31 protein-coding genes and 7 tRNA genes are annotated in these 26,834 nt (G+C 57.9%); 12 read left to right on the top strand and 26 right to left on the bottom strand.

Annotated features, from left to right (window positions below):
* Positions 1-318: 318 nt before the first annotated feature.
* The 4 genes from ACK28C_RS07270 to ACK28C_RS07255 all read left to right on the top strand — a co-directional run bounded on the left by ACK28C_RS07270 (position 319) and on the right by ACK28C_RS07255 (position 3,062).
* Positions 319-1,422, top strand: coding sequence for a Fic family protein (locus ACK28C_RS07270; protein WP_208872905.1), 1,104 nt, complete (start codon positions 319-321; stop codon positions 1,420-1,422).
* A 28-nt stretch (positions 1,423-1,450) separates the two neighbouring features.
* The gene (locus ACK28C_RS07265) at positions 1,451-1,822 is read left to right on the top strand and encodes a nuclear transport factor 2 family protein (RefSeq protein ID WP_208872907.1); all 372 of its coding nucleotides are present in this window, start codon (positions 1,451-1,453) and stop codon (positions 1,820-1,822) included.
* Positions 1,823-1,878: 56 nt separating this feature from the next.
* A complete protein-coding gene (locus ACK28C_RS07260; RefSeq protein ID WP_015556378.1) occupies positions 1,879-2,322 on the top strand; it encodes an N-acetyltransferase in 444 nt (147 codons plus the stop codon).
* 194 nt (positions 2,323-2,516) lie between these two features.
* Positions 2,517-3,062 (top strand): GrpB family protein, encoded by a 546-nt coding sequence (locus tag ACK28C_RS07255; RefSeq protein WP_015556379.1) that lies wholly within the window; start codon positions 2,517-2,519, stop codon positions 3,060-3,062.
* Positions 3,063-3,172: 110 nt separating this feature from the next.
* On the opposite strand, the gene ACK28C_RS07250 is transcribed toward ACK28C_RS07255, so the two are convergent.
* The 4 genes from ACK28C_RS07250 to ACK28C_RS07235 form a co-directional block, all read right to left on the bottom strand.
* Positions 3,173-5,617, bottom strand: coding sequence for a DEAD/DEAH box helicase family protein (locus ACK28C_RS07250; protein WP_208872917.1), 2,445 nt, complete (start codon positions 5,615-5,617; stop codon positions 3,173-3,175).
* 13 nt (positions 5,618-5,630) lie between these two features.
* Complete coding sequence (locus ACK28C_RS07245; protein ID WP_208872919.1) at positions 5,631-7,628, bottom strand: site-specific DNA-methyltransferase; 1,998 nt, start codon at positions 7,626-7,628, stop codon at positions 5,631-5,633.
* A 39-nt stretch (positions 7,629-7,667) separates the two neighbouring features.
* Complete coding sequence (locus ACK28C_RS07240) at positions 7,668-10,160, bottom strand: excinuclease ATPase subunit (protein ID WP_015556381.1); 2,493 nt, start codon at positions 10,158-10,160, stop codon at positions 7,668-7,670.
* Positions 10,161-10,433: 273 nt separating this feature from the next.
* Positions 10,434-11,072 (bottom strand): hypothetical protein, encoded by a 639-nt coding sequence (locus ACK28C_RS07235; protein ID WP_015556382.1) that lies wholly within the window; start codon positions 11,070-11,072, stop codon positions 10,434-10,436.
* Positions 11,073-11,372: 300 nt separating this feature from the next.
* On the opposite strand from ACK28C_RS07235, the gene ACK28C_RS07230 reads away from it, so the two are divergent.
* The 8 genes from ACK28C_RS07230 to ACK28C_RS07195 all read left to right on the top strand — a co-directional run bounded on the left by ACK28C_RS07230 (position 11,373) and on the right by ACK28C_RS07195 (position 15,872).
* The gene (locus tag ACK28C_RS07230; protein ID WP_208872921.1) at positions 11,373-11,750 is read left to right on the top strand and encodes a PhzF family phenazine biosynthesis protein; all 378 of its coding nucleotides are present in this window, start codon (positions 11,373-11,375) and stop codon (positions 11,748-11,750) included.
* An 81-nt stretch (positions 11,751-11,831) separates the two neighbouring features.
* The gene (locus ACK28C_RS07225; RefSeq protein WP_409151992.1) at positions 11,832-12,311 is read left to right on the top strand and encodes a helix-turn-helix domain-containing protein; all 480 of its coding nucleotides are present in this window, start codon (positions 11,832-11,834) and stop codon (positions 12,309-12,311) included.
* Positions 12,312-12,341: 30 nt separating this feature from the next.
* Positions 12,342-12,524: a hypothetical protein gene (locus ACK28C_RS07220; protein ID WP_208872923.1), complete on the top strand. Its 183-nt coding sequence runs from the start codon at positions 12,342-12,344 to the stop codon at positions 12,522-12,524.
* A 6-nt stretch (positions 12,525-12,530) separates the two neighbouring features.
* Positions 12,531-12,725, top strand: coding sequence for a Txe/YoeB family addiction module toxin (locus ACK28C_RS07215; protein WP_015556383.1), 195 nt, complete (start codon positions 12,531-12,533; stop codon positions 12,723-12,725).
* A 96-nt stretch (positions 12,726-12,821) separates the two neighbouring features.
* Positions 12,822-12,950, top strand: coding sequence for a type II toxin-antitoxin system YoeB family toxin (locus ACK28C_RS07210; RefSeq protein WP_208873988.1), 129 nt, complete (start codon positions 12,822-12,824; stop codon positions 12,948-12,950).
* A 56-nt stretch (positions 12,951-13,006) separates the two neighbouring features.
* A complete protein-coding gene (locus ACK28C_RS07205; protein ID WP_208872924.1) occupies positions 13,007-14,677 on the top strand; it encodes a hypothetical protein in 1,671 nt (556 codons plus the stop codon).
* A 139-nt stretch (positions 14,678-14,816) separates the two neighbouring features.
* On the top strand, positions 14,817-15,008 hold the full coding sequence (locus tag ACK28C_RS07200; protein WP_015556384.1) for a zinc-ribbon domain-containing protein: 192 nt from the start codon (positions 14,817-14,819) through the stop codon (positions 15,006-15,008).
* A gap of 27 nt (positions 15,009-15,035) precedes the next feature.
* Complete coding sequence (locus ACK28C_RS07195) at positions 15,036-15,872, top strand: hypothetical protein (protein ID WP_409151991.1); 837 nt, start codon at positions 15,036-15,038, stop codon at positions 15,870-15,872.
* On the opposite strand, the gene ACK28C_RS07190 is transcribed toward ACK28C_RS07195, so the two are convergent.
* The 22 genes from ACK28C_RS07190 to ACK28C_RS07085 all read right to left on the bottom strand — a co-directional run bounded on the left by ACK28C_RS07190 (position 15,823) and on the right by ACK28C_RS07085 (position 26,719).
* A complete protein-coding gene (locus ACK28C_RS07190) occupies positions 15,823-16,311 on the bottom strand; it encodes a DUF488 domain-containing protein (protein ID WP_208872928.1) in 489 nt (162 codons plus the stop codon). The two genes, ACK28C_RS07195 and ACK28C_RS07190, sit on opposite strands and share 50 nt — an antisense overlap.
* Positions 16,312-16,773: 462 nt before the next feature.
* A complete protein-coding gene (locus ACK28C_RS07185; protein WP_409151990.1) occupies positions 16,774-17,166 on the bottom strand; it encodes a hypothetical protein in 393 nt (130 codons plus the stop codon).
* A gap of 2 nt (positions 17,167-17,168) precedes the next feature.
* Positions 17,169-17,612: a Panacea domain-containing protein gene (locus ACK28C_RS07180; protein ID WP_409151989.1), complete on the bottom strand. Its 444-nt coding sequence runs from the start codon at positions 17,610-17,612 to the stop codon at positions 17,169-17,171.
* A 441-nt stretch (positions 17,613-18,053) separates the two neighbouring features.
* Positions 18,054-18,317, bottom strand: a complete 264-nt coding sequence (locus tag ACK28C_RS07175; RefSeq protein ID WP_409151988.1) for a helix-turn-helix domain-containing protein — start codon at positions 18,315-18,317, stop codon at positions 18,054-18,056.
* A 307-nt stretch (positions 18,318-18,624) separates the two neighbouring features.
* Entirely contained in the window at positions 18,625-18,957 is a 333-nt protein-coding gene (locus ACK28C_RS07170) for a hypothetical protein (RefSeq protein ID WP_409151987.1), read from the bottom strand.
* 4 nt (positions 18,958-18,961) lie between these two features.
* Positions 18,962-19,135, bottom strand: a complete 174-nt coding sequence (locus tag ACK28C_RS07165) for a hypothetical protein (protein ID WP_208873989.1) — start codon at positions 19,133-19,135, stop codon at positions 18,962-18,964.
* A gap of 32 nt (positions 19,136-19,167) precedes the next feature.
* Complete coding sequence (locus tag ACK28C_RS07160; protein WP_208872933.1) at positions 19,168-19,431, bottom strand: type II toxin-antitoxin system RelE/ParE family toxin; 264 nt, start codon at positions 19,429-19,431, stop codon at positions 19,168-19,170.
* Positions 19,415-19,645 carry a hypothetical protein gene (locus ACK28C_RS07155; protein WP_015556386.1) on the bottom strand — a complete coding sequence of 77 codons (231 nt, stop codon included), beginning with the start codon at positions 19,643-19,645 and terminating at the stop codon, positions 19,415-19,417. Before ACK28C_RS07155 ends, ACK28C_RS07160 begins: the two co-directional genes overlap by 17 nt.
* Before the next feature lie 163 nt (positions 19,646-19,808).
* Positions 19,809-20,024 (bottom strand): type II toxin-antitoxin system HicA family toxin, encoded by a 216-nt coding sequence (locus tag ACK28C_RS07150; RefSeq protein ID WP_015556387.1) that lies wholly within the window; start codon positions 20,022-20,024, stop codon positions 19,809-19,811.
* Positions 20,017-20,229 (bottom strand): type II toxin-antitoxin system HicB family antitoxin, encoded by a 213-nt coding sequence (locus ACK28C_RS07145; protein ID WP_015556388.1) that lies wholly within the window; start codon positions 20,227-20,229, stop codon positions 20,017-20,019. Before ACK28C_RS07145 ends, ACK28C_RS07150 begins: the two co-directional genes overlap by 8 nt.
* 20 nt (positions 20,230-20,249) lie before the next feature.
* Positions 20,250-20,417: a type II toxin-antitoxin system HicA family toxin gene (locus ACK28C_RS07140; protein ID WP_208872935.1), complete on the bottom strand. Its 168-nt coding sequence runs from the start codon at positions 20,415-20,417 to the stop codon at positions 20,250-20,252.
* A 13-nt stretch (positions 20,418-20,430) separates the two neighbouring features.
* On the bottom strand, positions 20,431-20,667 hold the full coding sequence (locus ACK28C_RS07135; protein ID WP_015556389.1) for a type II toxin-antitoxin system HicB family antitoxin: 237 nt from the start codon (positions 20,665-20,667) through the stop codon (positions 20,431-20,433).
* A gap of 3 nt (positions 20,668-20,670) precedes the next feature.
* Entirely contained in the window at positions 20,671-20,940 is a 270-nt protein-coding gene (locus ACK28C_RS07130; protein WP_015556390.1) for a helix-turn-helix domain-containing protein, read from the bottom strand.
* An 815-nt stretch (positions 20,941-21,755) separates the two neighbouring features.
* Positions 21,756-21,831, bottom strand: a tRNA-Lys gene (locus ACK28C_RS07125).
* A 12-nt stretch (positions 21,832-21,843) separates the two neighbouring features.
* Positions 21,844-21,920: transfer RNA gene (locus ACK28C_RS07120), tRNA-Arg, on the bottom strand.
* A gap of 12 nt (positions 21,921-21,932) precedes the next feature.
* Positions 21,933-22,009: transfer RNA gene (locus ACK28C_RS07115), tRNA-His, on the bottom strand.
* Positions 22,010-22,017: 8 nt separating this feature from the next.
* Positions 22,018-22,094, bottom strand: a tRNA-Arg gene (locus ACK28C_RS07110).
* 13 nt (positions 22,095-22,107) lie between these two features.
* Positions 22,108-22,184, bottom strand: a tRNA-Gly gene (locus ACK28C_RS07105).
* 21 nt (positions 22,185-22,205) lie between these two features.
* Positions 22,206-22,283 (bottom strand) — tRNA-Pro (locus ACK28C_RS07100).
* Positions 22,284-22,291: 8 nt separating this feature from the next.
* Positions 22,292-22,367: transfer RNA gene (locus tag ACK28C_RS07095), tRNA-Ala, on the bottom strand.
* A 100-nt stretch (positions 22,368-22,467) separates the two neighbouring features.
* Positions 22,468-23,436: an ROK family protein gene (locus ACK28C_RS07090; protein ID WP_015556391.1), complete on the bottom strand. Its 969-nt coding sequence runs from the start codon at positions 23,434-23,436 to the stop codon at positions 22,468-22,470.
* Between the two features lie 88 nt (positions 23,437-23,524).
* The gene (locus tag ACK28C_RS07085; protein ID WP_208872939.1) at positions 23,525-26,719 is read right to left on the bottom strand and encodes a DEAD/DEAH box helicase; all 3,195 of its coding nucleotides are present in this window, start codon (positions 26,717-26,719) and stop codon (positions 23,525-23,527) included.
* Between the last annotated feature and the right edge of the window lie 115 nt (positions 26,720-26,834).

Below are 26,834 nucleotides of genomic sequence, written 5' to 3'. Positions count from 1 at the left end.
ATTCTCAAAGGACTCGTAACGTCTCAGCAGGCTCAGCACTTCCTCCTCGGGAAGGGATACTGCAATGGGTTACCTCTCAGGTAACAATGCGGTTCTTGAGGAGCCCAATCGTGGTACGGGGTATCGAAACAACCAGACCTTTATCGATATGATTTACCCCGTCGCCAGACAGCTGAATTTGACTGAATCGTTCTTTACCCACACAGAATAACGAGGACCAGATTGTACGACGTAATCGTGCCGTTATAATAAGGGATGACACCTGCAAAAGTACTCGATTTCTTGTGGGGACAAAAAGTGACAGCGAGGTGATGTGGAGTGAACCAAGATCCGTTTAGAGAATATATCAAAGAATCCGAACCGGAAAAGCGGGACAAGCGCTATGCGTGGCATACTGCTATTGGCCTGCAGGCAGTCGACGGACTGAAAACATCAGAATATCTGGTGCATACTGCCGTTCGGAATATCGAAGGCGAGATTTCCTTTGAAGAGGCAAATGCGCTTTTGCAGGCCTACTATGAGAAAAATCCCCCCCGTGACGCGTCAGACCGCACCGAGGAGGCCGACAAGGTGTCCGCACGGATCGCCGCGCTTCTTTCCGAACGTGCCTTCAGCTTTACGCCGAACGAGTATCTTTCCATTCACAGGAAGCTGTTTTCCGGCATTTATTCTCATGCCGGGCGCATTCGGGATTACAACATGACGAAGAAAGAATGGGTGCTCGATGGTGCGACCGTGCTTTATGGCAGCGCCACGGAGCTGCGTGCGACGCTCGACTATGATTTCTCGGAGGAGAAGAAGTTTTCCTATAAAAATCTCTCGATGGATGAGATCATCCACCACCTCGCGGTATTCGTATCCGGATTGTGGCAGATCCATGTGTTTGGCGAGGGCAACACCAGAACGACGGCCGTATTCTTCATCAAATATCTGCGCACGCTGGGCTTTGACGTGACTAACGACATTTTTGCCGAGAACGCGTGGTATTTTCGGAATTCCCTGGTCAGGGCAAACTACAATGACCTGAAAAACGGCATTCACGAAACGACGGAGTACCTTGAGGTTTTCCTCCGCAATCTCCTGTTGAACGAGAACCATCCGCTTCATAACCGGACATTGCACATCAGAGGCAAATTCAAAGAACCGGAAAAAGCGAACATTGACTCCGAAAAAGCGAATATTGATACAAAAAAAGTGAGCATTGAAGATGTATTCACAGCCAAGACCGCTTCTCATATTCAGAAATTACGAGAGGATTTAGGCACTCAGAACGCATTTGGAAGGTCGGATGTTCAGAGAATACTTGGACTGAAGCCGACAAGAAGTTCAGCGCTCTTACGCGAAATGGCGGAGCACAGAATCATTGAGGCGGTGTCCGGACACGGGAAAGGGAAGTATCGCTTCCTCTGTCCTCTTGCTTGACTAAGGTCCAATCTAAGGGAGAAATAACATGGATATTAAATTATTTTGGAAAGACATTCTGAAACAAAACCGCGAAGAACTAAAAAAATATTTTTGCCCTGAGGCTGAAATCCATTGGCCATGCACAAACGAAAAGTTTTCGGCGGATGAGTTTATACGCGTCAATTGTGATTATCCAGGCGAGTGGGACGGTGAAGTTGAACTCATTGAAAACACTGACGCAGGGTGCATCACCGTGACAAGGGTTTTTGCACGGGACTCATCGGCAGCATTTCATGTCGTTAGCTTTTTTACCTATCGGGATGAGAAAATATCATTCGTTGAAGAGTATTGGTCCAATGATGGCGTGGCACCAGAGTGGCGTCAGCAGATGAAAATAGGGAGACCGATCCGAAGCTGAAATTTTAAAAGGTATAATGGGCTACATAAAGTCTACAAAAATAGGGGTAATAGTGCATGGTATCTGTAAAAATTATCGATGGTGATAAAACGAAGTATATGGATTTGCTTCTCATCGCGGATGAGTCAGTAAGTATGATAGAAAAATATTTATACCGCGGTGATATGTTTGCCTTGTATGATGACGATATTAAGGCGATTTGTATCGTGACACAGGAACAACTCGGCGTATACGAAATTAAAAATCTTGTAACCGTTCCCCAATATCAACGCAACGGATATGGACAAAAACTGATTTCTGTTGTCGCTGATTACTACAGGAAATTGAACGGCGAGTTATACGTTGGAACAGGCAATTGCCCAACGATCCTCCGTTTCTATGAAAGATGTGGTTTTAAGAAATCGCATATCGTTAAAAATTTTTTTATAGACAATTACGACCACCCTATATATGAAGATGGGCAACCGTTAATTGACATGATTTATTTAAAATTGCACTAAAGCTAAGGGGTTCTTCGCTATTTTAAGTGTGTATCCCTATCTGTAGCTTCCCTGCGATGAGGTAAATCATCGTGTGCATAAGGAGAAACAAGAGGTGCGTATCGTAACCGTGCGTTACTCACGAAGCCAATTCTAAATCAAGTTTTTGACAACGGACAAACGGGAAGGCAAAAATGGACAGAAAATTAGAGGAAATGAGCCTGAAGGAGCTGTGGCAGCTGTTCCCCATCTTCCTCGTCCGGCATCATGAGGAGTGGGACGATTGGTACGCCGAGGAAAAGAGCACACTCACGGCGCTGCTCCCGCGCGAAACGGTCAAACGGCTCTCCCACGTCGGGAGCACGGCCGTCCCCGACATCTGGGCAAAAAACATCGTGGACATCCTCCTTGAAGTCGGGAGCGAGGAGGACCTGAACAACGTAGAAAAGCGGCTCCTCCAAAAGGACTGGCTGTGCATGAGCCGGAGCGCTCATCGGGTCTCGATGAACAAGGGGTACACTCCCAGCGGCTTCGCTCAGAAGGTCTTTCACCTTCACGTTCGCCTTTGGGGGGACAACGACGAGCTGTACTTCAGAGATTATCTGCGGGAATTCCCCGCCGTCGCAAAGGCCTACGAGGCGTTGAAGTTATCGCTGTGGAGACGGTTTGAACACGATCGGGACGGCTACACCGAAGCCAAGGGGGACTTCATAAAAAAGCACACCAGCCTGGCAAGGCAGCGCTATGGAGCAAGGTACTAAGGAGCGCGGATTGGGCGAAGCGACATCAAACTTGACGTGAACGTGCAGTGGATCGTTTTTCAGCACGTCGGAGGATATTTTTGTTGTGCCTTCGTCCGCTGCGATGCGGCTCAATCTACATCCGTTACCCCGGTAACGCCCGAGGCGCCGTCCGCCACGTCGCAGACAGCGCCTCGTCTGCCCGTCATCGTGGCCTTTTCGCCGTTGATCAGGGATGCGGCCCTCAGGATGAACTCCTCCGGGGCGTCCTTGAACTGCTCGAAGACGGGCGCCGCAATTCCGGTGAGGACGGTAACGACATCCCGTCTGGTGAGGTCGGTGGCCTCGACCAGCCTGCCGATCAGGTCGTACTTCACGTTCCGAGCTCCCGCCCCACCAGAGGCCTCGTAGACCTCGACCCCCTCCCTCGCGAACGAGGTTCCGGACCACAGGCCCTCCTTCGACACCATCGTCCCCAGGACGCCGGACTCGACGCGGACGAGGGCCTTTGGGAGGCGCAGCCCCCCGTTCAGCGCGCGGACCGCCCTCCAGATCAGCGCATCGGCATCGAAGTCCACTGCGCAGACCGGCTTCTCGTCGACGCCGGACCACTGTGCCTGCAACTCTGCCTTGGCATGCTTTTCCGGCCCCATGGTCGGTTCTGCGCTGCGGGCGTCCTCCGGCTGCAGCACACGGACGTCCAAGACGGAGCGAGGGGGCGCAACGACCGCCTCAGCCGCGCCCGCGGCCTCATCCGCAAGCTCTGCCTGCAGCCCTCTCGCAAAGCTGTCGTAGCTCTCGCTGGCGATGATCGTGAGCACGTTGACGTCATGGACCTCATCTCCGAGGGCCTCCGCGTCCATGCGCTCCCCGTCCTGGTTGACGCAGAGGCGCAGGCCACGCCCCACCTCCTGACGCTTACGGACCTCGCTTCCGCTTCGCTTCAGCGTGCAGATCTGAAAGACGTTGGGGTTGTCCCAACCCTCGCGCAGGGCGGAGTGGGAGAAGATGAAGCGCACCGGCGACCTCCTGGGGTCACCATCAAGAAGGCGCTCCTTGTCCCTCATGATCAGGTCGTAGGCGTCGATGTCGTCCGAGGTGCATTCACGCCTGTCGCTCAGGCTGCCGTTGGTCATGCGTCCCCTCCCGTCGATGGAGAAGTATCCGGCGTGGGTGCTGTCCGGCGCGATCGCCCCCAAATACTCCATGTACTCCTCCTCGCCCGGACCGCCCCGCGTCACGGAGACGACGTCCCGATACTCATCCTCGAACATCCGCGCAAAAAGGCCGTTTTGAGGCCGCCCATCGGCGTCGTACTCCCGGTAGTGCGCGACCTCGTCGATGAAGAAAAGGGACAGCACCTTGATGCCCCGGCGGAACAGCCGCCGCTCCCGCTCGATGTGAGAGAGGATCGTCTCACGGATCTGGATGCGGCGCAGCCGATCCTCGTTCAGACGGCCAACCGCCTCTCCGGCGCAGAGCCTGACGCCGTTCAGGAACTCCACGGAGTTGTCCCGGCCGTCGACGGACTTCACGACGAAGCCGTCCCTATACTCCTCCAGCCTGCCGGAGCGCTCGTAGAGGTCATAGCCGACGCCCGCCGTCCTCGTGACCTGCCGAACCCCCGACGTCCCCCTGCAATCGAACTGAACCGTTGCGGTGGGGGCTGCCCTGGACAGGTTGACGCCCTGAAGGTAGACGTAGCCCTCCGTCGCGGCGCCCCCCGTCTCCACGATGCCCTTGACGGCGATCTTCTTCACCAGTCGCTCGTTGTAGGCCTCCATCGCGTCCAGCCGATAGACCAGGTTGTAGAGGCTGTCGGGCCGATGGGTCGCAGAGTAGCGCAGGGTCATCAGGGGGTTGAACTGCCTCAGCCCCTCCCTGGTCCGCCTGCCCTCGACGGACTGCGGTTCGTCGATGATCACGATCGGATGGGTTCCGGCGATGACCTCAATCGGCCTTCGCGATCGGAACTCGTCAAGCCTCATGTGAATGCGCCGCGCGTCCCTTCCTCTCGCATTGAAGGCCTGCGCGTTGATGATCATGACGTCGATGGAGCGGTCCGACGCAAACCGGTCGATCTCCGTCATCTGCGAGGAATCGTAGATGAAGTATCGAACCTTCCGACCGTACTCCTCCGCAAAATGGTCCTGCATGACTTGAAAGGACTTGTAGACGCCCTCGCGGATCGCGACGCTGGGGACGACGACGATGAACTTGCTCCAGCCGTACCGCCCGTTCAGCTCATAGAGGGTCTTGATGTAGGTGTAGGTCTTGCCGGTTCCCGTCTCCATCTCGACCGTCAGGTTGTAGCGCCCCTCCAGCTTCTCGGACGGCTTGATCCGGTTGGCGCGCTGCACCCTCCGCAGGTTCTCCAGGACCCGCGCGTCCGTCAGCTCCGGGACGACGGGCGGGTTGCTCCACCCGTCGCAGCCCGCCGGACGCGGCAACAGCGCCTCTCCCACGACCCTGTCCGTCCTGTTCGCCGGCGTCCGATACGGTTGCCCGGCGAACACGTCCGCAACCGCTCTGGCCGCGTCCTCCTGGAACTTCTGGCGTCGGAACCGAAGTTTCACCGCAGCCCCTCCCTCAGAGGACCTTGAGCCTCGTGTTCGGCGCCAGCGCCTTAAAGAGCTCCACGGCGTTGATCCTGGACGGGCTGTCCCTGAAGCCCGCGTCGCGGAACACGGCGCGAAGCGGCCTGCGCCTCGCGATCTCCCTGACGACGGAATCCGGCACGTCCTCGGCGAAGCAGGCGATCAGGTCTCCCTCGTTCCATGTGTGGACCCTGCAGCCCTCCACCTCCTCGCTGTGGTGCGGCATGGAGAGTGGAAGCCCCCACTCCAGCAGGCAGCCAAAGAGAAGGTCCATGTCCGTGCGATCCGGCTTTACGTTGGACGCGAGCGCGGGGAGCAGGCTCTGGCGATACTCTCCGGCAGCGTAGTAGACGTCCCGCATGTTGCTTTCGTCCAGCCGAAGGACGCGGAACCCGACGTCCGTCCTTCTCGCGCCGTCCGGCTCCTTTGCCCCGATTCGCGCGCCGGAACGACGGATGCGCTCCCTGCCCAGCTCGGCAATGTCCTTAAACCCCATCTTGAACGCGACGGTGTCCGGGGCCGTGCGCTCCGGAATCTGGACCATGATAAACCTCCTGCGCCCGCCGTCCTCGGCGTTCATCCTCATGATGGCGTCCGCCGTGGTCCCGGAACCGGAGAAGAAGTCCAACACAAGGGCTTCCTTATCCTGAGCGCAGACCATCCTGGCCACCGCCTGAACCAGGGAAAGCGGCTTCGCGTAGTCAAAGCATTTCCCAAGGCCCAGCTCCTCCAGCTCCCGAAGCGCCGTCTCGTTCGTCCCTACGGCGGCCTCCCGATTGAGTTCGACGTTCAGAAGGTTGGTCGGCGTCTTGTAGGCGTCCTCCAGATTCCGCCTCTGAAAGCGGATGGCGAACCGGTCGGACTTGACGACGAAACAGGTCCCGCGCCTGACCTCCGCCTCCAGAGTCCTCTGCTCCCACTTGAACTCCCCGGCGAGGCGGACCGCGTTGGCGTTCACGCCGTCCTCCACGCGCAGTTCGTCCAGCAGCCAGACCCTGCCCTTCTCGCCAGCGGGAATGACCCCGTCGCGGAGGAAGGGGAAGTGAATACTGCCCGAAGGAAACCGGAGCGCCTTTTCGGGATTCCCGGCATTCAGGAGGGGGGCGTCGCCGCCGTCGAGGGGCGCGCCGAAGTACTTGAGCGCGCTTCGCCTCTTCTCGTATGCCAGCACGTATTCCACGGTCTTTCGGCACTTGCAGGAGAGCGCGGGCGGAGTGTTGGTCCTGGTCCAGAGGAAGGTCGCCGCGTAGTTTCTCTCGCCGAACGCCTCATTGCAGAGCTTCTGAAGGTTGCTGACCTCGTTTTCGTCGATCGAGATAAAGATCACCCCGTCGTCGCTCAACAGGTTCCGTGCCAACAAGAGCCGGGGGTACATCATGGAGAGCCAGTCCGAGTGAAACCTTGGGTTGGCGAAGTTGTTTTCCCTGAAGAGGACCGTCCCATCCTCGCCCTTCGCGCCGCTTCGCTCCAGGTATTCTTCCTCGCTGACGGCGAAGGTGTCGGAGTAGACGAAGCGATCCGACCCCGTGTTGTACGGAGGGTCAATGTAGATCACCTTGACCTTTCCGAAGTAGCTCTCCTGCAGGAGCTTCAGCACATCGAGGTTGTCCCCCTCGATGTAGAGGTTCTCCGTCGCGTCCCAATCCACGCTGTCCTCCGGGCAGGGGCGAAGCGTCTTTCGGATGGGCCGATTCGCCTCGGCGATGGCCGCCCTCTTTCCCACCCACGTGAACGCATAGGCCTCGTCCCTCGCGATCGCCTCGTCGGAGAGCTCCTGACGAAGCCGCTCGAAGTCGATCGCCGCCCGGAGCCTGCCGTCCGCGCCCCGCGCCTCCGTTACACAGCCGGGGAACAGCGCTCCGATCCGTTCTATGTTGCGGGCGACCCCGTCCGCCCATTCCATTTTCATCCTCCCGGCCATGGAAAGCGCCTCCAGTCCACTCCAGACCACGGCCTCCGGCCATCGGCTCGCCACACTGCCGATCGACATCACGTTAGGAAAAGCCCTCGGGCGCCCCTGCCGCCGCGGCTACAAGTACCTTCCGGTCACGCTCCTTGCGTCCTCCCTGATCTCGTGCGGCGTGCCGGTCGCCACGATCGTACCGCCCGCTTCCCCGCCTCCCGGCCCCATGTCGATGACGTGGTCCGCGTTGCGGATCACGTCGAGGTCGTGTTCGATGACGACCACGGTCGCCCCGTTCCTTATGAGCGTCTGAAACACGTTGAGCAGGGTCTGCACGTCCAGCGGGTGCAACCCGATCGTGGGCTCGTCAAAGACGAACACGGAATCGGCCTGCTCCCTTCCCATCTCGCTCGCCAGTTTCAGCCTCTGGGCTTCGCCGCCGGAAAGGCCCGGCGTATCTTCGCCCAGCCTGAGGTAGCCAAGGCCGAGGCTCTGCAGCACCCGCAGCTTTGACCGGATGGTTTTCATCTCCCTGCAGAACTCAAGCGCGGCGCTCACGTCCATATCCATCAGCTCCGGCAGGGAACGGGAAACGCCAGCACCATTCGTGTGCCTGACCTGGCAGGCCGCCTTTGCATACCTCGACCCGTGACAATCCGGGCACGGAACCTCCACGTCCGGCAGGAACTGCACGTCCAGACTGATGGAGCCGGTCCCATCGCAGACGGGGCACCGCAGGCTCCCCGTGTTGTACGAAAAGTCCCCGGATTTATAGCCGTGCCGCTTCGCGTCCTGCGTGCGCGCGTAGGCCTTCCGCAGCTCATCGTGGACGTTCGCGTAGGTCGCCACCGTAGAGCGGACATTGACGCCTATGGGCGTTGCATCGATCAGTTTGACGTGCTCGATGCATTCGGCCGCCACCTCAACGACGTGCTCGGGCGCCCTCTTCCCCTGCCTCACGGCCTCCAGCGCGGGCACGAGGCTCTCCAGCACCATCGTCGTCTTGCCGGACCCGGACACGCCCGTCACCACGGTCAGCCGTCCCCTGGGAATGGCCACCCGAAGCGGCTTGACGGTGTGGATCGCGGAAGTCACAAGGCGTATCGTCCCTTCGGCAAACGTTCCGTTGGGACGGAGGGGGCGTTCCCGTTCAACCCTCCGCCCCCCCGCAAGGAACGCCCCGATCTGGGAGGCTGCGTCCTTCTCTATGTCCGCGATCGTGCCCTCCGCGATGACCCTGCCGCCCTCAGCGCCCGCCTGCGGCCCCATCTCGATGAGCCAATCGGCCTCCTTCAGGACCTGCATGTCGTGATCGACAAGCAGGACGGAATTGCCGTCCGCCACAAGATCGTGCATGACGGCGTTTAGCCCTGCGATATTGGCCGGATGCAGCCCGATGGACGGCTCGTCCAGCACGTACAACACGCCCGTCGTCCGGTTTCGCACCGCACGGGCAAGCTGCATCCTCTGACGTTCCCCCGTGGAGAGCGTGGACGCCGCACGGTCAAGGGACAAGTAGGCGAGCCCCAAATCCATCAGCCGTCGCGCCGCCGTGCGGAAGGACTCGCAGATGCTGTTCGCCATGGGCTGCATTTCTCGCGGAAGGGAGCCCGGCACGGCCTCAACCCACTGGAGGAGCTCCGACAGGGGCATCCTGCAGACCACGTCCAAGGACACTCCGCGCAATTTGGGCTGCCGCGCCCTTTCTGACAGTCTGCTGCCGCCGCATTCCGGACAGATTTCCTCCTTGAGGAACCTTTCCACGCGCCTCATGCCCTTTTCGTCCTTGACCTTGGCGAGCGCGTTCTCCACCGTATAGGTGGCGTTGTAGTATGTGAAGTCCATTTCGCCCGCCACGTTGGAGTTCTTTGCCTTGTACAGGATGTGCCGCTTCTCGGCGGGGCCGTGATAGACGAGGTCCTTCTCCCTACCCGACAGATCTTTAAACGGCACATTCGTGCGCACTCCCATCGCCCGGCAGACGTCGGTCATGAGGGACCACATCAGGCTGTTCCACGGGGCCACTGCGCCCTCGTCTATAGTCAGGGACTCGTCCGGCACAAGCGTCGCCTCGTCCACCGTCCGCACCATGCCCGTGCCCCCGCAGCGCTCGCAGGCCCCCTGACCGTTAAAGGAAAGCTCCTCGGCCGACGGCGCGTGGAACCGTGCGCCGCAGACGGGGCAAACCAGCTCCTGCTCCGCCGCGACCGCAAGCGTGGGCTCCTGAGGGTGTCCGTTGGGACAGACGTGGTTCGCCAGCCGGGAATACATCAGCCGGACGCTGTTCAAGAGCTCCGTTCCCGTTCCAAAGGTGGACCGAATGCCCGGTACGCCCAGCCTCTGGTGCAGCGCAAGGGAAGCCGGCACGTAGAGCACTTCGTCGACGTCCGCCTTCGCCGCCTGCGTCATGCGCCTGCGCGTGTAGGCGGACAGCGCCTCCAGGTAGCGCCTTGATCCCTCGGCGTACAAGACGCCGAGCGCGAGCGACGACTTGCCGGAACCGGACACGCCCGCGATCCCGACGATTCGGTTCAGCGGTATGTTCACGTCGATATTTTTCAGGTTATGCACCCTGGCGCCTCGGACCTGAATCGCCTTCGGTGCGTCCGTCTCATTCATCCTGCGCGTCTCCCTTCCCACCCCGCAATCAGGGGGCAGACCGTGGCCCTGCAAAAAGCCATGAGTATAGTCTACCCCATCACGCAAGGTGTTTTTGGGAGCGGTTCGCCACATCAGGCCAAAGCTCACAAGCCCTTCGGGCACGACCGTCCATTGCGGAACGCCTGCGTGCCGTAAAGCAAAAAATTCGCCCCCTCCCATCCCCTTTAGAATTTTTCAAGGAAAGGTCAGGCTCCGGCTGCCCCTCTTCTTCGCCGTTTGCGCTCGTCAAGCTCATTGGCTCTCCTGGTCCTCGAGGTAGAGCAAATTCAAATAGCCGCCCAACAATTCAGTGATGACTTCCATTTCAAGTGATTTTTGCTGAGTAAAAAATGTAAAACCGAAATGGTGGTTCGGAGCGATAAGCATCTTATGAGTTGGCGCAAACAAACACAATTCCGAAACGCCCCTGAAAGCTCCTTCTACGGTCATCTCCAGCGGCCCAATATCGTCTTTGAGGTTTATTTTTACACCGGAGCGTTCGTTTTTTCGGACGTTGTTTTTTCGCAAAAAAGCATAAATTTCTTCGTAAATATCGTTACGTTCCGCATTGAACGAAAACTGCGTGTATTGGAAGCATGGCGCTATAATCAACTCCTGAATCTTTTTGAAACGGAAATATTCAAGCAGGAAGTTGATCGTTTCCTGCATATCCCTGTAAAACTGTCGTCTTGTTCCATGAAACCCTGCAGTACCCTTCGTATAGCTTCCATCCTCATATACCGTTATTCCATAAAAGCCATCATAGCCATGATTCCAGTCATGGACATGATACACTCCGAAACAGGGGGTATTGTCGATTTCGTCGAGGTCAAGTCCTATGCCGCATTGGCGTAAAGCCTTATTTAATTCACCGAGACGAATCTTTTCCATAAAATTCGGGCCTCCAAAATATTTCGCGTCCTCGCGGGCTGCTGCGTCAGGTGAGGGACAAAGGCCTTGTTCGTTCGATCCAGCCCGCCGCAATAGTCTTTGAATCGTCCCTGCACCTGAGTTGCCGGCGCCGTATCAGTGACGATCACGAAAACTCAACTCTTAATAATATGTACTATCGTGACCCTCAAGTCAAGGCCCAATAAAGAGGGGAAACAGGTAGAAAAACAGAGAATAGAATGATATAATCAGATCAAGCAACAGAGTGATAAATCGAAATTTGTAAGAGGGTACAGAAAAATGAAACAATATATAGTTGATGCTTTTACAGAACAGATATTCCATGGAAATCAAGCTGCCATATGTGTATTGGATACATGGCCATCAGACAAGTTAATGATAAACATCGCAAAAGAAAATAATTTTTCTGAGACAGCATTTACCGTAAAGACAAATGATGGCTATGAGCTTAGATGGTTTACGCCGGGAGGCGAGGTGAAACTGTGCGGTCATGCGACGCTTGCAGCATCATACGTTTTGTTCCATTATTATGAAACGGATAAAGAAAAATTGGTGTTTCATACATTGAGCGAGGAGCTATTGATCGGGAAAGAGGGCGACTATATCGTGATGGATTTCCCTGCCCTTCATTGTCACGAAAAGCCTATAAGAGAATGATAACACGCTATTCAGCATTGTAAATGGGTATTAAAGCCGTTCGGCATTTTAAGGTCGCCGTTTTGCTTCTTGATTTGCTTATTGCTGAATGGCATGATTTCAAAACGTATTGTTATGGCACGGAAACGAAAGGATTGGATTCAAACTCAGCTAGCAGAAGCGCTTGGCGTGTCTGTAGATACTGTGCGTCGCTGGGAGCAGGGGAAGAGAATCCCGGATACGGATATGCTCCAAAAACTTGCCCAGGCCCTCGACACCTCAACGGCCTATCTCCTTGGCGAGATGAATGACCCTAAACGTTACACAAGCAGATTGTTGGAATTGGTGGGAACCGATGGGAATGACTCTTCTCTTGTAACGTCGGAACATGGCGCCCTTGGAGACTCCGAAGCGGTAGCTCGTCTTATTTATGAGCGTCCGAATGGTGAGCGTCTGGACTTGCCGGATACTCCGGAGAATCGAGAGCTGTTTGAAAAATTAGTCGTGGCGATGATGACAAAGAGCTTGAAAGAAGAGCCCTCCACCTTGCCTCGCTCTGGTGGCATTGCCCGGTCTGTGTGATGCGAGGGAAAGAGTGTTAAGGTAGTTTTTATGAGGATGGTGATAGACGTGATGACTGTTCAGGCGTCCATAAGGATGGATTTGGATCGGCGTATAAAAGAGCTCTCGAACGATGCGTTTTATAACGAGCACAACCAGAAGCTGCTTCTGGAGGCAATCAACGATATGAAGGCGGGGAAGGGAGTTACCCATGAGCTCATAAACTGCGAATGACGAAAGATGAAAAAGCAATGGGACGAAAGAGCCTGGGAAGATTACCTCTACTGGCTTGAGCAGGACAAGAAAACCCTTCGCCGCATCAATAAGCTGATTACGGACATTGAACGCAACGGTTATGACGGCATCGGAAACCCGGAGCCTTTGATCGGAAACTACTCCGGGTATTGGACCCCCAACCACAGGCAAAGTTTTTAACGTGCGTCGGAAACCGGTTTTGCACATTTTCTGCTGCACCTGACGGGTGAAAGGTCAGTATCGGCTTAACCTGTACAACGACGGGCTTGAGCGCCGATAAAGCTATCGCAACCTGTGGATTTGGGTTGGAGCCGCCGTATTGACGAGAAGAACCGTCTGGTTTATCGCGTCTTGAACGATACGATCGAGATTGTGCAGTGCCGCACTCATTATGGGGATAAATAGACAGCATCGCTCCAGCAACATTGCACGGGCCACGTGATTAAAGGAAGGGATGCCTAATGAACAGGTGTGCGCAGAAAATCCTATTGGCTGTGTTTATCTCTGTCGCCCTTTCTTCTGTCGTTTTTGCAAATTCCTCCTCAGACGAGTGGACTGCCTATCCCCAGCCAGATAAAGGTACTCTTTTTTTGCCCGGGGAATGGGCTGTTGTGAACTTTTGGAATGACGCTAAAGTCGAAGTGCAACCCCAACAAAATCAATCTGTGTCCTATTACACGCAATCCTTGATTAATGCAAAACAGGAAAACGAGGGGATTGTCTGCTCCGTTGTTTCTTCCCGCATATGGTTTTCACAGGAAGGTAGAATCGTAAACCTTAGAAAAGATGGGGCAAGGTTTATGATAGACCAGACAAGAGCCTTTGTCTTGAAAAATTTTCCTGGAAGCCGGGTCGGCCCAGTGAGGTTTCAAAAAGAAAAATACGGTAAGGTTTGGCGTTTTGATGCAACATTTGGGCCTGGCGGAGGGTCGCGAATGTTGGAGGCTTATGTTGAGCACAAGGGGATTCTTTACAGACTTTCAGCCACTTACGGAATTCGGGGGGAACGACACTGGTTCCCCGTTTTTGAACGCGCCTTGGAACTGTGGCAGCCGGGACAGAGCGTAAAAGAGATTGCTGCTGCTTCCTTCCCTGACGTTAAAAATGATGCCTGGCAGGGAATACCACTGCAGAATGCGGGGACAATTTTTATCCCAGCGTCTTGGCTTGTAGTCTTTCAAGACAACCCTGTGCAAAAAGATGCGCTTTACAATTACAATGCTGTGCTTAACACACAACGGTGTCTCAATGTCAGAATTCCGGCTGAGAATGACGGTGAGCCGCTTTCTACCCTGCAGGTTCTGGCCCTGTGGTCGGAAGATTCGGGGGGCTCTTTGCTAGGGGGAGACCTTTCATATCTCCTTTCACATTTCTTAGAGGGGTTTGCCCAAGGATTGCAACCGGCCTACAAATCTTCTTTGCGCCGCATTGAGAAAAAAACGTTTGAGCTTCAAACGCAGACCTCTCCGATGGCGACTTATGAGGTTGCGGTCGCAAAGGGAGTTTATATGCGTTTGAAATGTGCGGCTTTGAGGCATGACGATAAGGTATTGATTTTCGTTTTGACCTATCCCCCTGACGCTGAGAATAGATGGCACGGCCTTGTGAAGGAAATTTTTTCCCGTTGGGAACTGGTGCCACCTCATGCTGATAACTCTCAAATACGGGGGTCTACGATTTCGAGAGAACATCAAACGCCCGAACGTTACAGTCCGTTTCCATCTTTACCGAGTGTTCAGGATACAATGCCTCGTGTATATTTTTCATTTTGGGATATTGTCTTGATTGGGACCTTGGGAGCTACCCCGGCTTTAATCATGCGATTTGTGTTCAAGAAGCGATATTCATATTTCAAGACTTTTTTGCTATCTTTTCTTTTTATGCTTTTATCTACAGTTGCGCAAACATACGTTTTTGACAACTTATATAAAGAACTGCGTCCTAGCCGGTCAGCATATGGGACGGGAATAACCTTCGCTATTTCGATAGCAGTACTTTTGAAGAATAGAGGAATAGAGGGAGAGAGAAGCCTTCTCCCCCCTTCCATTCCAGCATCAAACGACAAGGAGTTAGAAGGGGGGAATAAGGAGCGCGGCCACGCCATAATCCCGCCTTGGGAACAGGAGCAATAGCTTCCCATGCATCGGCTCTCTCGGCACTGGCGGGGCTGCAGTACGGTGGCAACGTCTGGGAATGATCTTCATTGTGCGCCGCATGTCGAAGGTGGCCACGAGATAGTTGTGTGTCATTTATTGCAGAGGAGGTAATGTTATGGCAATTTTCAAGTGTAAGGATTGTGGCAAAGAAGTCTCCGATAAGGCGGTGGCGTGTCCGGGGTGCGGAAGAATCTTTACTCATGAGGAGAAAAAAGCGGGAGTGAAAAAACAGCGGATGGTGCTCTGGTTAATCGCGGTCCTGGCGCTTATCTCGGTGCTCTGGGGGCTCCTTTCAGAATTACGGTGATATTCGCAGGGGCGTTTAGGGAGGTCTATGATGCCTCGAGAAAGAATTCTCATCCTTGTCAAAACCTGCCCAGAGCCAAGCAGGGGCTATGTAGAAACCACCTGTGTTGCCGGAATAACGGAGGCGGGGGAGATGCGCAGGATTTTCCCTGTCCCGTTTCGTTTTCTCGGTGAAGAGAAACGGTTCAAAAAATGGCAGTGGATCATGATTGAGGCGGAGGCGGCGGTAGGTGACAACCGCAAGGAAAGCCGTCGGGGTAACTTCGATACGATTCAGCTTCAAGAGCTCATGAAGAGTGGAACAGGCTGGCGAGCCAGAATGGAGTGGCTAAAGCGAGTTCCACGGATACGGGGATTTCTCCCTCCTGACCAGGGGAAACGCTGCACACCAGCCGTTCCTGAAGAGGTCTCGCTCGCTTTGTATGTTCCTGATAGCCCTGTGAGTCTGGAGATCAAAAAGGGCGCGGAGGACTGGACCCCGAAAGAAAAAGAAGCCCTGCTGCAAAGCGATAATCCCCTTTTTTCGAGAAAAGCGCTGGATCTTCCTCCAGCGCTGAAGAAGGTTCCCTACAATTTCTATTACTTTTTTGAAGCTCCTGTTGCCGAAGGTGGAGTGAAAGAAGTTCGCCTCAAGATCACGGATTGGGAGATTGGGGCGTTGTATTGGCGCTGCGTGAGAGAGCACGGCGATGACTGGGAGAGGTTCCTCCGGAACAAATATGAGGCCGAAGCAAACAAGCTCGGCCCCATGATCCTGATGGGCAATATGCACCGACACCCCGATCAATGGCTTGCCATAAGCGTGTTTCTTCCGCCTAGGCAGTACAGGGAACTGTTTTTTCAAAAAGGCCTATTTGACGAGTGACGTCTGCCGGGTGTAGGTTCCGGATCGGTTCATGGTACAGCTTCTCGATCTGCTGTGCGATGAGAAGACGGTGGCAGCGGTTGGGGTCGGCCTCGAAGCACATCAGGGCGCAGGGAAAGTCCCTGGTAAACAGGGCAAGTTCCTTCACTGCATCTAGGTTGGATGTCAGATACCGATTGAAGGCCATGCGGTAGCGCCCCCAGTCTCCATCCTCCTGATAGGCGCTGCGAATATCGGGAGGACATCCCAATCTTTGAAAATGCTGATATCGAATCCCGTGGGAGCTTACGGCGTCCCGCAGTGCGCGTTGCGAGAACCCTGGTTTACGGGAATAAGGCTTTTCCCGAACATCCGCCAGGACCTGTATACCATGTTGCTCCAGGCAAAGGATGAACCCCTCGAGCTTCACGCCCTCGTAGCCTATCGTGTAATATGGCATTTCGCAGCCCTCCTCCAACGGCTAATAAAGACAGTGCCATTTATATTGACATCGGGTTCATTATATGCCAAAGATGGAGAGGTGTAAAATCAATCTCTGCTCAACCCCTCCAGCCAATCCGCCCAGACCTGCATCATCTCGCGCCGCTCAACCAGATCTTCCACATGGTTGTAAGCGGCACGAACTTTCTTAGTCTTTTAGAAAACCCCTGGCTGAGCCGGGGGTTTCCTAAAAGACTAAGAAAAACCCGCCTCTCAGCGTTTTTTTACAGTTTTTGACGTTCGCTAAAATGAAATGGTGGTCTGTGAGGCTAGCGAATTATACCCATAAATCAGCTCAAGACAATGAAATATAGATTTCCATTCTTTAATTGTAGGCCATTTTGTGGGCCTTTTTTCATCCGCTTGCCCTTTGTTTCGCCAAGGCTCAGACTCCTTCATTCAGAGCAACGCGACAAGGGGGCTACCCATAACTGTACACGGAAAAGTCCCTGTCGAACCAGAGGATATAAAATACGTCCCTCTCCCGGAACCCGACCATAGCCTTCTTGCCCGAGAAGCGAAAGGACAGGATTGACTTACCCTTAGCGCTGCTGGGAAGTGCAACCCTCAGACCATGCCGGATGACCTCGCACCCTAACCCTCCGTGAGGCATCGTTTCGAGCTGGCTCCAGGGGATATCTCGCCGCTTGTGCATGGCATCGACAAAGCCCAATCGTTCCTCCGTCGTGCAGCAGACAATGCTATGGCTCTCCTGAAGATACCGCAAAGAAAACTTCGGAGGCTCGTCCGCAAACGAACCTCCGGGGTCTTTTCGTTCGGCAATCTTCGAGTTTATACGCCTCTTGAGCCTCACGCTCATGCCATCTCCTCAAGCAACGTCGGGAAGAAAGCGCTCATGGATTCTGTAGTGATGGTATTGTCGGCCTTGCCCTCCGCATTGAGCCAGGGGGCCTCACTGTGAGTCAAGTTGCGCAGCTTCGCAGCGGAGTAGCCTCCATAGACGAAGTAAACATCGTCAATCAAAGCCTTCTCCTCGGAGGTAAGGGCATCAATGGCCCCCAGCCCCGTTCTCTCAAGAGGAGCTTTCCCGTAACGCTTGAACGCTTGATAAACGACCGGCACTACGGGGCCATGAAGCCACGCCTCAATAACCTCCGGGAAGAGCGGATGCCCAAGGAGGACCAAGGAGAACCCCTGACAGTAGTACAGGAGCTTTTGCAGCTTCATGTGTGTCATGTCGTTCTCTGTGGTATCTGCTTTAGACAATAAATACTCTGCAACGTCCAAAGCCTTCGCCATCACTTCACCTCCCCTTAGTTCTTTGTCTATGATTATACATAACCGTACATTCCCATACAAGACAGAACATCGGGTTAGGACTAAGCAAAAAGGGCGTCCACGTTTAGGGCGCCCTCTCCTGTGGCTGCGTGACCACAGGAGAGGAGGCTCAGCCCTACCTCAACCGCAGTCGTTCTGACTTCGGTTGTCTCTTGGCCAAGGGGAGCAGGGACCGCCCTCCAACCGTCGTCAAAATGACGACACTTGAGCCCCCTTGGCCAGTCCCTGACGAACCGTGAGGGACGTCAAGGGGGTGAAAGGGATTCATCCCCTCGACGCCCTAAGAAAAACATAGCCCGTTCGTCTTCGTCCAGTCCTTCTAAGGCTGGGGAGGTTCCGTCGGAAATTCCAACGGTATTCCTAGCCACAACCTCAGGGGGGTCGTTGTTTTTTCAGTAGGGTCTACAGGCCGGGTATAGGTGGGTCTTCACGACCGCCCCGCTTTTTGTCCCCACCCTTCCTCTCCGGGCCGCCTCGAGCCGTTGCATTGTACTCATCAAGGTCACCCTTGAGGTACAGCTTCCCCCGAATGCAGGGGATGCGCCCGGCCTTGGTCTGACGAGAGAGATTCTGGCGGCTCATCCCCAAGTAGTCTGCCGCCTCCGTGGACGTGAAGACCTCGGCCTCCACCCTTCCTCGAAACTCATCTGTCTGTGTCTTCATCATCAAGGTATCTCCATCAGGAAATCTTGGGCACGAGCAAGCTCAAGCATTACCTACATGAGTCGGCGCTATTTCGCCCTTCTACCATCGCGAGCTGACCGGGCTGTGTACCGTAAAACTCATCCAGTAGCCATCTTTCCTCAATGGTGAAAGAACGTTCCCCACGCCTGACATCCTCGGAAAATTGGGCTTGTTGCTCCGGCGTGAGTCGGGCCATTGTTCTTAAGATCGTCTGCCGATCCTCCTCGGTCCATTTTCGGGGTGTCTGTTTCTTCATGCCGCGTCCTCTCCTCCGTGTCCCCCCATGGGGTCAGTGCGGGAATTGTTTTCGGTTCCACTCCAGCTCCTCGGGGGTGAGAGACTTACCGTCTCCACTCAAGGGGGGCAGGTTGACGATTCGCTCAATCTCCTCCTGGGCAAACTCCGTCGTGGGGTCGTTCCAATACGGATTGTGAGCAGTAATGGAGCCTATTGTGTTGTCACAATATCGCTCTTCTGTATCGCCTCGTCTGACATAAACAAAGCCGATTTGAATCGGTATATTAAACTTCGGAGATTTCTGAGTCTTCTCTGTCACGTCGAAGGCAAACAAAAAAAATAATCCCTCACCACCCATGGATTCCCCAACGAGCCGAGCCGCCACGTCCTCAATCCTCCTTACGCCAAGGGATACCGCGCTTTTGCAACAGCTCCTTGGGTATCGCTTCCAGGTTCTGGGTTGGGGTTGGAGATAGGCAATTGTCTGAATTTTGATTTGTAACATTTGTTACGGGGAGCCATCTTGACACAGTCATCTTGCTAACCCCCAGAGCTTTGCCGATGCGTTCCTGTGTCCAGCCCCCTGCTCCCTGGCCTACCTGTAGACCTCTCTCCTGTGGCCGATCTTCAGGACGAGGACGACAAGCTCCCCGTCACGGAGCTCGCAGATCAGCCGGTAGTCTCCCACGCGGTAGCGCCAATACCCCGAGAACTGACCGGCCAGGGCCGCCCCCTTTTCTCGTGGAGAAGGTGCGGAGGATAGGGTACTCAGGAAATCGATTATCCGTGTGTGCGCAGATTTGTCCAAGCGCTCTAAAGCCTTCTCCGCCTCCTTGGAAAGCCTAATCGTCCAAGCCAAGGTGAGCCCTCACCTCTTCCAGGCTATAGGTCTTCATCCTGCCGCTCCTGACTTCCTCGGAAATTCTCACGGCGTCCTCGTAGTCCTCCAAGTCCTCAAGGTACTGCTCGATGGCCATCAACATGAACTTTTCCGGCTTCTGATTGGCCGCGCCGCTTCGGGTCTCGATACGCTCCCGCAGCTCCTGCGGCAGCTCCAGCACGAATTGAGCCATCCCTCTATCCCCCCTTCATGTTCCCCGGAACGCTCTCCAGGCTTCCAGCTTAGACCTTGCCCCTGTGCGTAATTCGGCGGGGATGTTAACGTTAACAAGCGTCTCCTAAGGGTCACTCCTTGGCCTACCTGTAGACCTCTCTCCTGTGGCCGCGTGGGGGAGGTCAAGAGTTCTTCAAAAACTCCTCCGAGGATACGCCTGCCTGCCTCAAGACGCTCCTGAGCGTTCCCACGGCAAGCTCGTTGTGCATGGGGACGACGCAGACAGCCCCATCCCGACGCAAGACAACATGGGAGCCCCTGCTCCGACGGAGGTCAAAGCCCATTCTCTGGAGAATCCCGACGACCGCCTGTCCCGAGAAACCCCGCAGCTCAGGCATGAGCCACAGCCTCGAACGTCGTCACCAGGGGCCGCCCTCTCGGAGTGTATGCCTCCTCCTCCAAGTAAAGCTCCGTGGCCTCCCTCAGGTTGGCGATGGCCTCCTCCAGCGTCGCCCCCTGACTGGCCGTCCCCACCTCAGGACACTCCGCAACATACCAATCGTCCTCCCGGTGAATGACCGCCGTGAAAGTATGCGTCGCCATCCCTTACCCCTCCTCCAAAATCAAAAGATCGCCAGGATACCGGCCTGTTTGCACAGGGCGTTTGCCGTGATGCGGTCGAAGGTCGTGTGGCGCTTGACCGGGACCATCTTGCCCTTGCCGTTGTTGTAGATGCTGTGATTGCGGCCCTCCCGCTGCAGAAAAAATCCGTATTGCTCCAAGTGCCTCACGAGATCGCGTCGGTTAACCGACATGCGACACCTTCTCCATGGCCACAGGGAGAGGCTCGAAGAGTACCTGAGCCTGAGGAGGGACCTGCCCCGTCTCCAGGTAGGCCCTCGTCATCTCCTGGGCGGCGTCCAGCAGCATAGCCCGGCACTCCTCCAGGGTGCTCCCCTCCGTGATGACCTCCGGCCATTCGAGGAGCTGCCCCATATAGCCCGCCTCTATCTTCGTGTAGCAAGCCGTATAGGTTGCCATCCCCTATCCCTCCTCCCCCCTGGCCGCTGAGATCGCGGCCTCGACTTCCTCCCGCAAGGCCGCCCGCTCCGCCTTCACCCGCTCAGAGCGGGGCTTCACTCCACGCTTGGAGGGCTGATATTTCAAAACCGATTCCCTAGGGATGACCCAGCTATTCCCCATCTTCTCAGCTCCAGGCAGACGGCCAGCTTGACAGAGTTTTGCAATCATGTTTGCTCCTTTCCCTGTCAATGTTGCAGCTTCCGCTGTTGTTAGATACTCCTCGCGCAACATTGTAATCACCTCTCAGCAACATTATAAAATACAGATGTCTGTAATTATTAAGCAATACTATTGATAGATTTGATTACAGATAACTGCAATATATAACCATCGAGCAAGGCAGTGGCACATTGACAGGGTGAGGCCCAGGCGACGGGCAAAGAGGTCTCCCCCACCGGGGAGCGGGAGTCAGGCGCGATGAGAGGTGGGGAATCGGGGGAGGTGAGGTGGAGGCGAGACCGAAGCCGAGTGGAGAGGTCGAAACCGGGGGCACATCGCCCCCTCCGGGTAGAGCCCGAACTGATACCATTTTGCGTCTAAAGGGCAAGAAAGCCCCCCTTGCAAGGGGGGCTGCCCCGAAGTGGGGGACTGACGGCCCGTGAGCGGCAGCGAACGGTAGCCGGAAGGCTCCCCGAAGGGGGGGTGTAGGGGCGGCGAGTGTTTTTCCTAAGACGCGCCTGTCTGACATTCCCCGCCAACGCCTCCACAAGGCAATCCATTGCCTTGCTTCGGCACAGCCGACCAACACGACGCCGACCGCCTGTCGGCGTCCGTAAGTCGTGTCGTCTGGCTGAGCTTCGGAAGTTCCCCGGACTTCCTTCGCCCTCAGCCGACCGACACGACGCCGACCGCCTGTCGGCGTCCGTAAGTCGTGTCGTCTGGCTGAACCCCTCCGCCGCCCTTGGCGGCACCTCCCCTTTCAGGGGAGGCAATCCATATTAAACGCGAATTGGCATCAGGGTGGACTTTCATGGAGTGAAGACAAAAGAAAAACCCGCTTGACAGCGGGCTTTTTGGACGACTTTGGACGTTCATGAAAAAGGTAATGGTGGACTGTGAGGGACTCGAACCCACGACCCGCTGATTAAGAGTCAGCTGCTCTACCAACTGAGCTAACAGTCCACGTTATTTGAATGGCGCGCCCGGCAGGATTCGAACCCGCGGCCTACGGATCCGAAGTCCGTCGCTCTATCCAACTGAGCTACGAGCGCACTATTAACTATTGGGGTGAGCGAGGGGACTCGAACCCCCAACCCCCGGGACCACAACCCGGTGCTCTAGCCAATTGAACTACGCTCACCATATCAATGGCGCGCCCGGCAGGATTCGAACCCGCGACCTACGGCTTAGAAGGCCGTTGCTCTATCCAGCTGAGCTACAAGCGCGTTCGTATCTCAATGGAGCGGGAAACGGGATTCGAACCCGCGACCTACGGCTTGGAAGGCCATCGCTCTAGCCAGCTGAGCTATTCCCGCGGCATCACCGTTGGTCAGCGCTGGTCGGGGCGAAAGGATTCGAACCTTCGACCCCCTGCTCCCAAAGCAGGTGCGCTAACCAGACTGCGCTACGCCCCGAACTAAAATGGTGGAGCTGAGGAGATTCGAACTCCCGACCTCTTCCGTGCGAGGGAAGCGCGCTCCCAGCTGCGCTACAGCCCCGTTACCACAACAGCGTGTATTCTACCCGTATTTCCCGAACTTGTCAACAACCTTTTGCGATTTTTTCGGTTTCCCGTTCCCCACCCTGCCAGCCCAGGGCTCACTCCCCGTAGGCAACCTTCGCCGCCATCGCCGCGCCCACCAGCCCCGCCTTGTAGCCCAGCGTGCAGGAGACCAGGCGCGTCGCCCGATCGTCCTCGTAATCGCGGCCGTAGAGCTCCGCCGAGACCTTCCGACGCAGGGGGACCAGCAGCCGTTCGCCCTGCTTGCCCACGCCTCCGCCGACGCCGACGACCTCCGGCTGAAGGCCGTTGACGAGGTTCGCCACCCCACAGGCCAGGTAGTCCGTGTACTCGTCCACCAGCCGCATGGCAGCCGGATCCCCGGCCTCGGCGGCGACGAAGGAGGTGTGTCCTCCGACGCGCCCCTCGCGGCGCGCCATCTCCGCCATCGCCCCCTCCGGGTCGGTTGCGATGGCCTCGTTCGTCATCGCGATGAGCCCCGTGGCCGAGGCGTAGGCCTCAAAGCACCCCCTGCGGCCGCAGGTGCAGGGACGGCCCCCGCGGACGATGACCATGTGCCCGAACTCGCACGCAGCGGAGTTGTACCCCGCCCATATCCTCCCGTCGATGACGAAGCCCGACCCGACGCCCGTCCCCAGCGTGATGATCATGGCGCTCGTCGCCCCCCTGGCACAGCCCCCTACGACCTCGCCCAGCGCCGCGGCGTTGGCGTCGTTCTCCACCCGCGCGGGCAGGTCAAGGGCCTCCGTCAGCATCGGGCCCAGCAGAAAATCGCGCCAACCCAGGTTGTTGTTGTAGAGCACCGTGCCCTCCTCGGCGCGCACCATCCCCGGACAGCCGACGCCCACGGCGCGCACCTTCCCCCACCCCAGGTCGCTGGCCGCGACCGCCTGCCTCACGCCCTCCAGGATGTCCTGAAGCACGACCTCCTGGGGCCGTTCCGCCCCCGTCGCGATCGCCACCTCGCTGACGATGGACCCCGCTGAGCTCACGACGCCGATCTTCACGCTCGTGCCGCCGACATCGACGCCGACGTAATACGTCATACCCCTCACCCTCCCTGTAATGAGCCCGTTATCAGCCTGCAATAATCCCGTGTCGCCTCCCAAAACGAAGGGCGAACCTGCGGTTTTCTCAACGCTCCACGCGGCCCGCGGCGCCTGGTTCCGCGCCCACGGGCTCGCCGCTCACGGCTCCAGCGGGAGCGGCCGGTCTTCCGGCCATCCCCTCCCCGGCGCGCCTCATGGCGCCAACGAGGGCCTCCGCCCCGACGAGGCCTCCGGGGCCGGCGGCCCGGGCGCGCATCACCGTCCAGCCCCGCTCCGCTCCAAGGAAGGGGGCCAGGAGCCCCATGTCGCCCGAAACGGTCGTGCCGTCCTGCCGGACCGAGGCCTCCTCCAGGCCAAAGCGGCCTCCGAAGTTGCGCAGGGCCGTCATCGCCGCCAGGAGGCGCACCTCCCTGGGCGGCGCGCCGAAGCGGTCGCGGACCTCCTCCATCAGGGCAGCCAGCTCGTCCAGCCCCACCGTTTGGAGCAGCCGGCGGTAGATCGTCACGCGCACGTCCTCCTGGGGGATGTAGAACGTGGGGACGGAGCCACCATGATCGAAGCTGAGGTCCGTCATCCTCGTCTCCTCGCCGCGCAGACGGCGAAGCTCCTGCTCCAGCATCCTGTAGAACACGTGGAAACTGCCGCTCCTGGCGCTTCCGTGCTGGCTGGTGCCCCCGATCTCCCCGCCGCCCCGGATGTCCAGGTCGCGCCGGGCGATGGCGTAGCCCGACCCCAGGTCCGTCATGGTGGAGATGGCCTCCAGCCGGTCCGCCGTCTCCCGCGGCAGAACCTCCCGGTCCGGGTAGAAGAAGTAGGCGAAGGCGTTTTCGCCCCGCCGGCCCACGCGCCCGCGCAGCTGGTACATCTGAGCCAGCCCCAGCTCCTGGGAGTCGTCCACGATGATGGTGTTGGCCCGCCCCACGTCCAGGCCGCTCTCGATGATGGTGGTCGCCACCAGGACGTCGATCTTTCCGGCGTAGAAGTCCATCATCGTGCGCTCCAGCTCGCGCCCCGCCATCTGGCCGTGGGCGATCTGGACTTTCGCCTCGGGGAAGAAGGCCGAGAGCGTGCGGGCCTGCTCCTCCATCCGCGAGATTCGGTTCACCACGAAATAGACCTGTCCGCCGCGGTTCAGCTCATAGGCCACGGCCTTGCGCACCAGGGGCGCCTGCCAGGGGCCGGCGAAGGTCGTCACGGGCAGGCGGTCCTCCGGCGGGGTCGAGAGGACCGAGATGCTGCGCAGCCCCCTCAGGGCCATGGCCAGGGTGCGGGGGATGGGCGTGGCGGAGAGGCTCAGGATGTCCACGGCGCCGTAGGCGCGCTTCAGCCCCTCCTTGTGCATGACGCCGAAGCGGTGCTCCTCGTCGATGACCAAAAGCCCCAGGTCCTTAAAGCGTACGCCCTTCTGCAGCAGCTTGTGCGTGCCGATGACGACGTCCACCTCCCCCGCCTCCGCGCGGGCCAGCGTCGCGGCAGCCTCCTTCCGTGACACGAAGCGCGAGAGCAGCCCCACGCTGACGGGGAAGCCCGCAAGCCGTGACTGGAAGGTGGAGAAGTGCTGCTGTGCCAGGATCGTGGTCGGTGCCAGGACGCAGACCTGACGGCCCGACGCCACGACGCGGAAGGCGGCGCGCAGAGCCACCTCCGTCTTGCCGAAGCCCACGTCCCCCACCAGCAGGCGGTCCATGGGGAAGCGGCTCGACAGGTCCGCCATGATCTCCGCCGTCGCACGGAGCTGATCCGCCGTCTCGTTGAAGGGGAAGGCACGGACGAAGTCGTCGTAGAGCTCCTCCGGCGCGGCAAAGGGCTCCTGCCTCTCCAGCTCGCGGCGCGCGTAGATCTCGAGGAGCGCCTTCGCCTCCTCCCTGGCGCGCTCTTTGTCCTTCTCCACGCTCTTTCGCCAGCGGGTGCCGCGCAGCGAGTCCAGCTGCGTCTCCTCGTTCTCGTGCTCTGCGAGAGGCGTCAGCCTGTGGGCCTGCAGGACGGGGACGAGCAGGCGCTGATCGTCCGCGAACTCGACGATCAGGGCGTCCGAGGTCACGCCGGCAGTGACCACCTCACGGATGCCGCGAAAGGCTCCGACGCCGTAGTCCTCGTGGACGACGAGTTGCCCCTCGGAGAGGCGGTCCCGCCACTCTACGGGAGCGCGCCATTCCGAGGTCGTGCCGGAGGCGGAGACGCCGGAGAGCTCCCGGTCGGAGATGAAGGCCCGAACGGACGAGCGATCCTCGAAGCCCGACGTCAGGGGGGCCTCCCGGAGCTCAAGCCCATCCCCCAGGACGCTGAAGGGCCCTTTTCCCCGGTCCAGGAAACGGGGGTTCGTCGTGAGGGCCGCGACGCGGCAGCCCTGGGATTCAAAGTCCCGGCACAGGCGCAGGACCGCGTTCAAGTCCCCCTTGAAGGGGGGCAGGGGGCGGACGTCCAGCTCGGCGTCCGCGGCCTCCGCGGCGTCCGTGATCCTGAGGTGCGGCAGCCGGGCCAGCACCTTGATGATCTCCCCCCAGTCCTTGACGACCTTCCCCTCCGCCCCTGCCGACAGCTCCTGCCAGAGCCAGTGGAAGGAGATCGCCTGGGCCTCCAACTTCTGGGGGTCGAAGAGGAGGATTCGCGCGTCATCGGGCAGCATCTCCGCAGGGACGCCTTCCGTCGCCGTGGCCATGCCGTGGAGGCTCACGTCCTCCAGCTCCGCGGCGCTCTTCTGCGTGGAGGGGTGAAACGCCGCGATGCGGTCGAGGTTCTCGTCGAAGAACTCAAAGCGCAGGGGCAGGGCGTGGGCGGGGTCGAAGACATCCATGATGAAGCCGCGAAGGACGTACTGCCCCGGCGACCACACGAGGTCCGTCCGCTGGTATCCGTTGCGCTCCAGCCAGGCGGCGAGGCGGTCCCTGGCGTAGTCCTCTCCCCTACGGACGGATAGCTCCGACTCCCCCAGGAGGCAGGGGGCCATCAGCGCGCCGGGCGTGGCGGCCAGCACGCCGCCCTCCGCCGCCCAGCGACGGATCGTCTCGCCCCGCTCCAGCAGCAGGGGACGGCTGTTGACGGACTGGGAGGTGAGGGGAAGCTCGGACAGCAGCATGGCCGGCCGGTCCGGGAACAGGGCCCGACTGTCCGCGACCAGCTCCGAGGCCTGCCGCAGGTCCGGAAGCACCGCGAGGGTCCGCCCCGCGGGACACATCCAGGCGCGCGCTGCCCCTCCCGCGCGGTCCAGCACCGCTCCGCCGCTTCGCCACAGGGCACCGGCCTCCTCCAGGTTCCCCAGCACAGGACGTCTCTTCCTCACAGGCAATCCCTCCGCTCCAAAGTTCCAGCCGCCCAGGCGACCGATGGTTCTTATTTTATCCTGTCCTCCGGCAAAATGCCCGCGGAGTTTGGACGTTTTGGAGCGCGGCGGCCGT

The organism is Fretibacterium fastidiosum, from assembly GCF_964642095.1.
GTDB lineage: Bacteria > Synergistota > Synergistia > Synergistales > Aminobacteriaceae > Fretibacterium > Fretibacterium fastidiosum.
The sequence above is the reverse complement of the archived record's forward strand: the minus strand, read 5'-3'. Positions and strand labels throughout refer to the sequence as shown.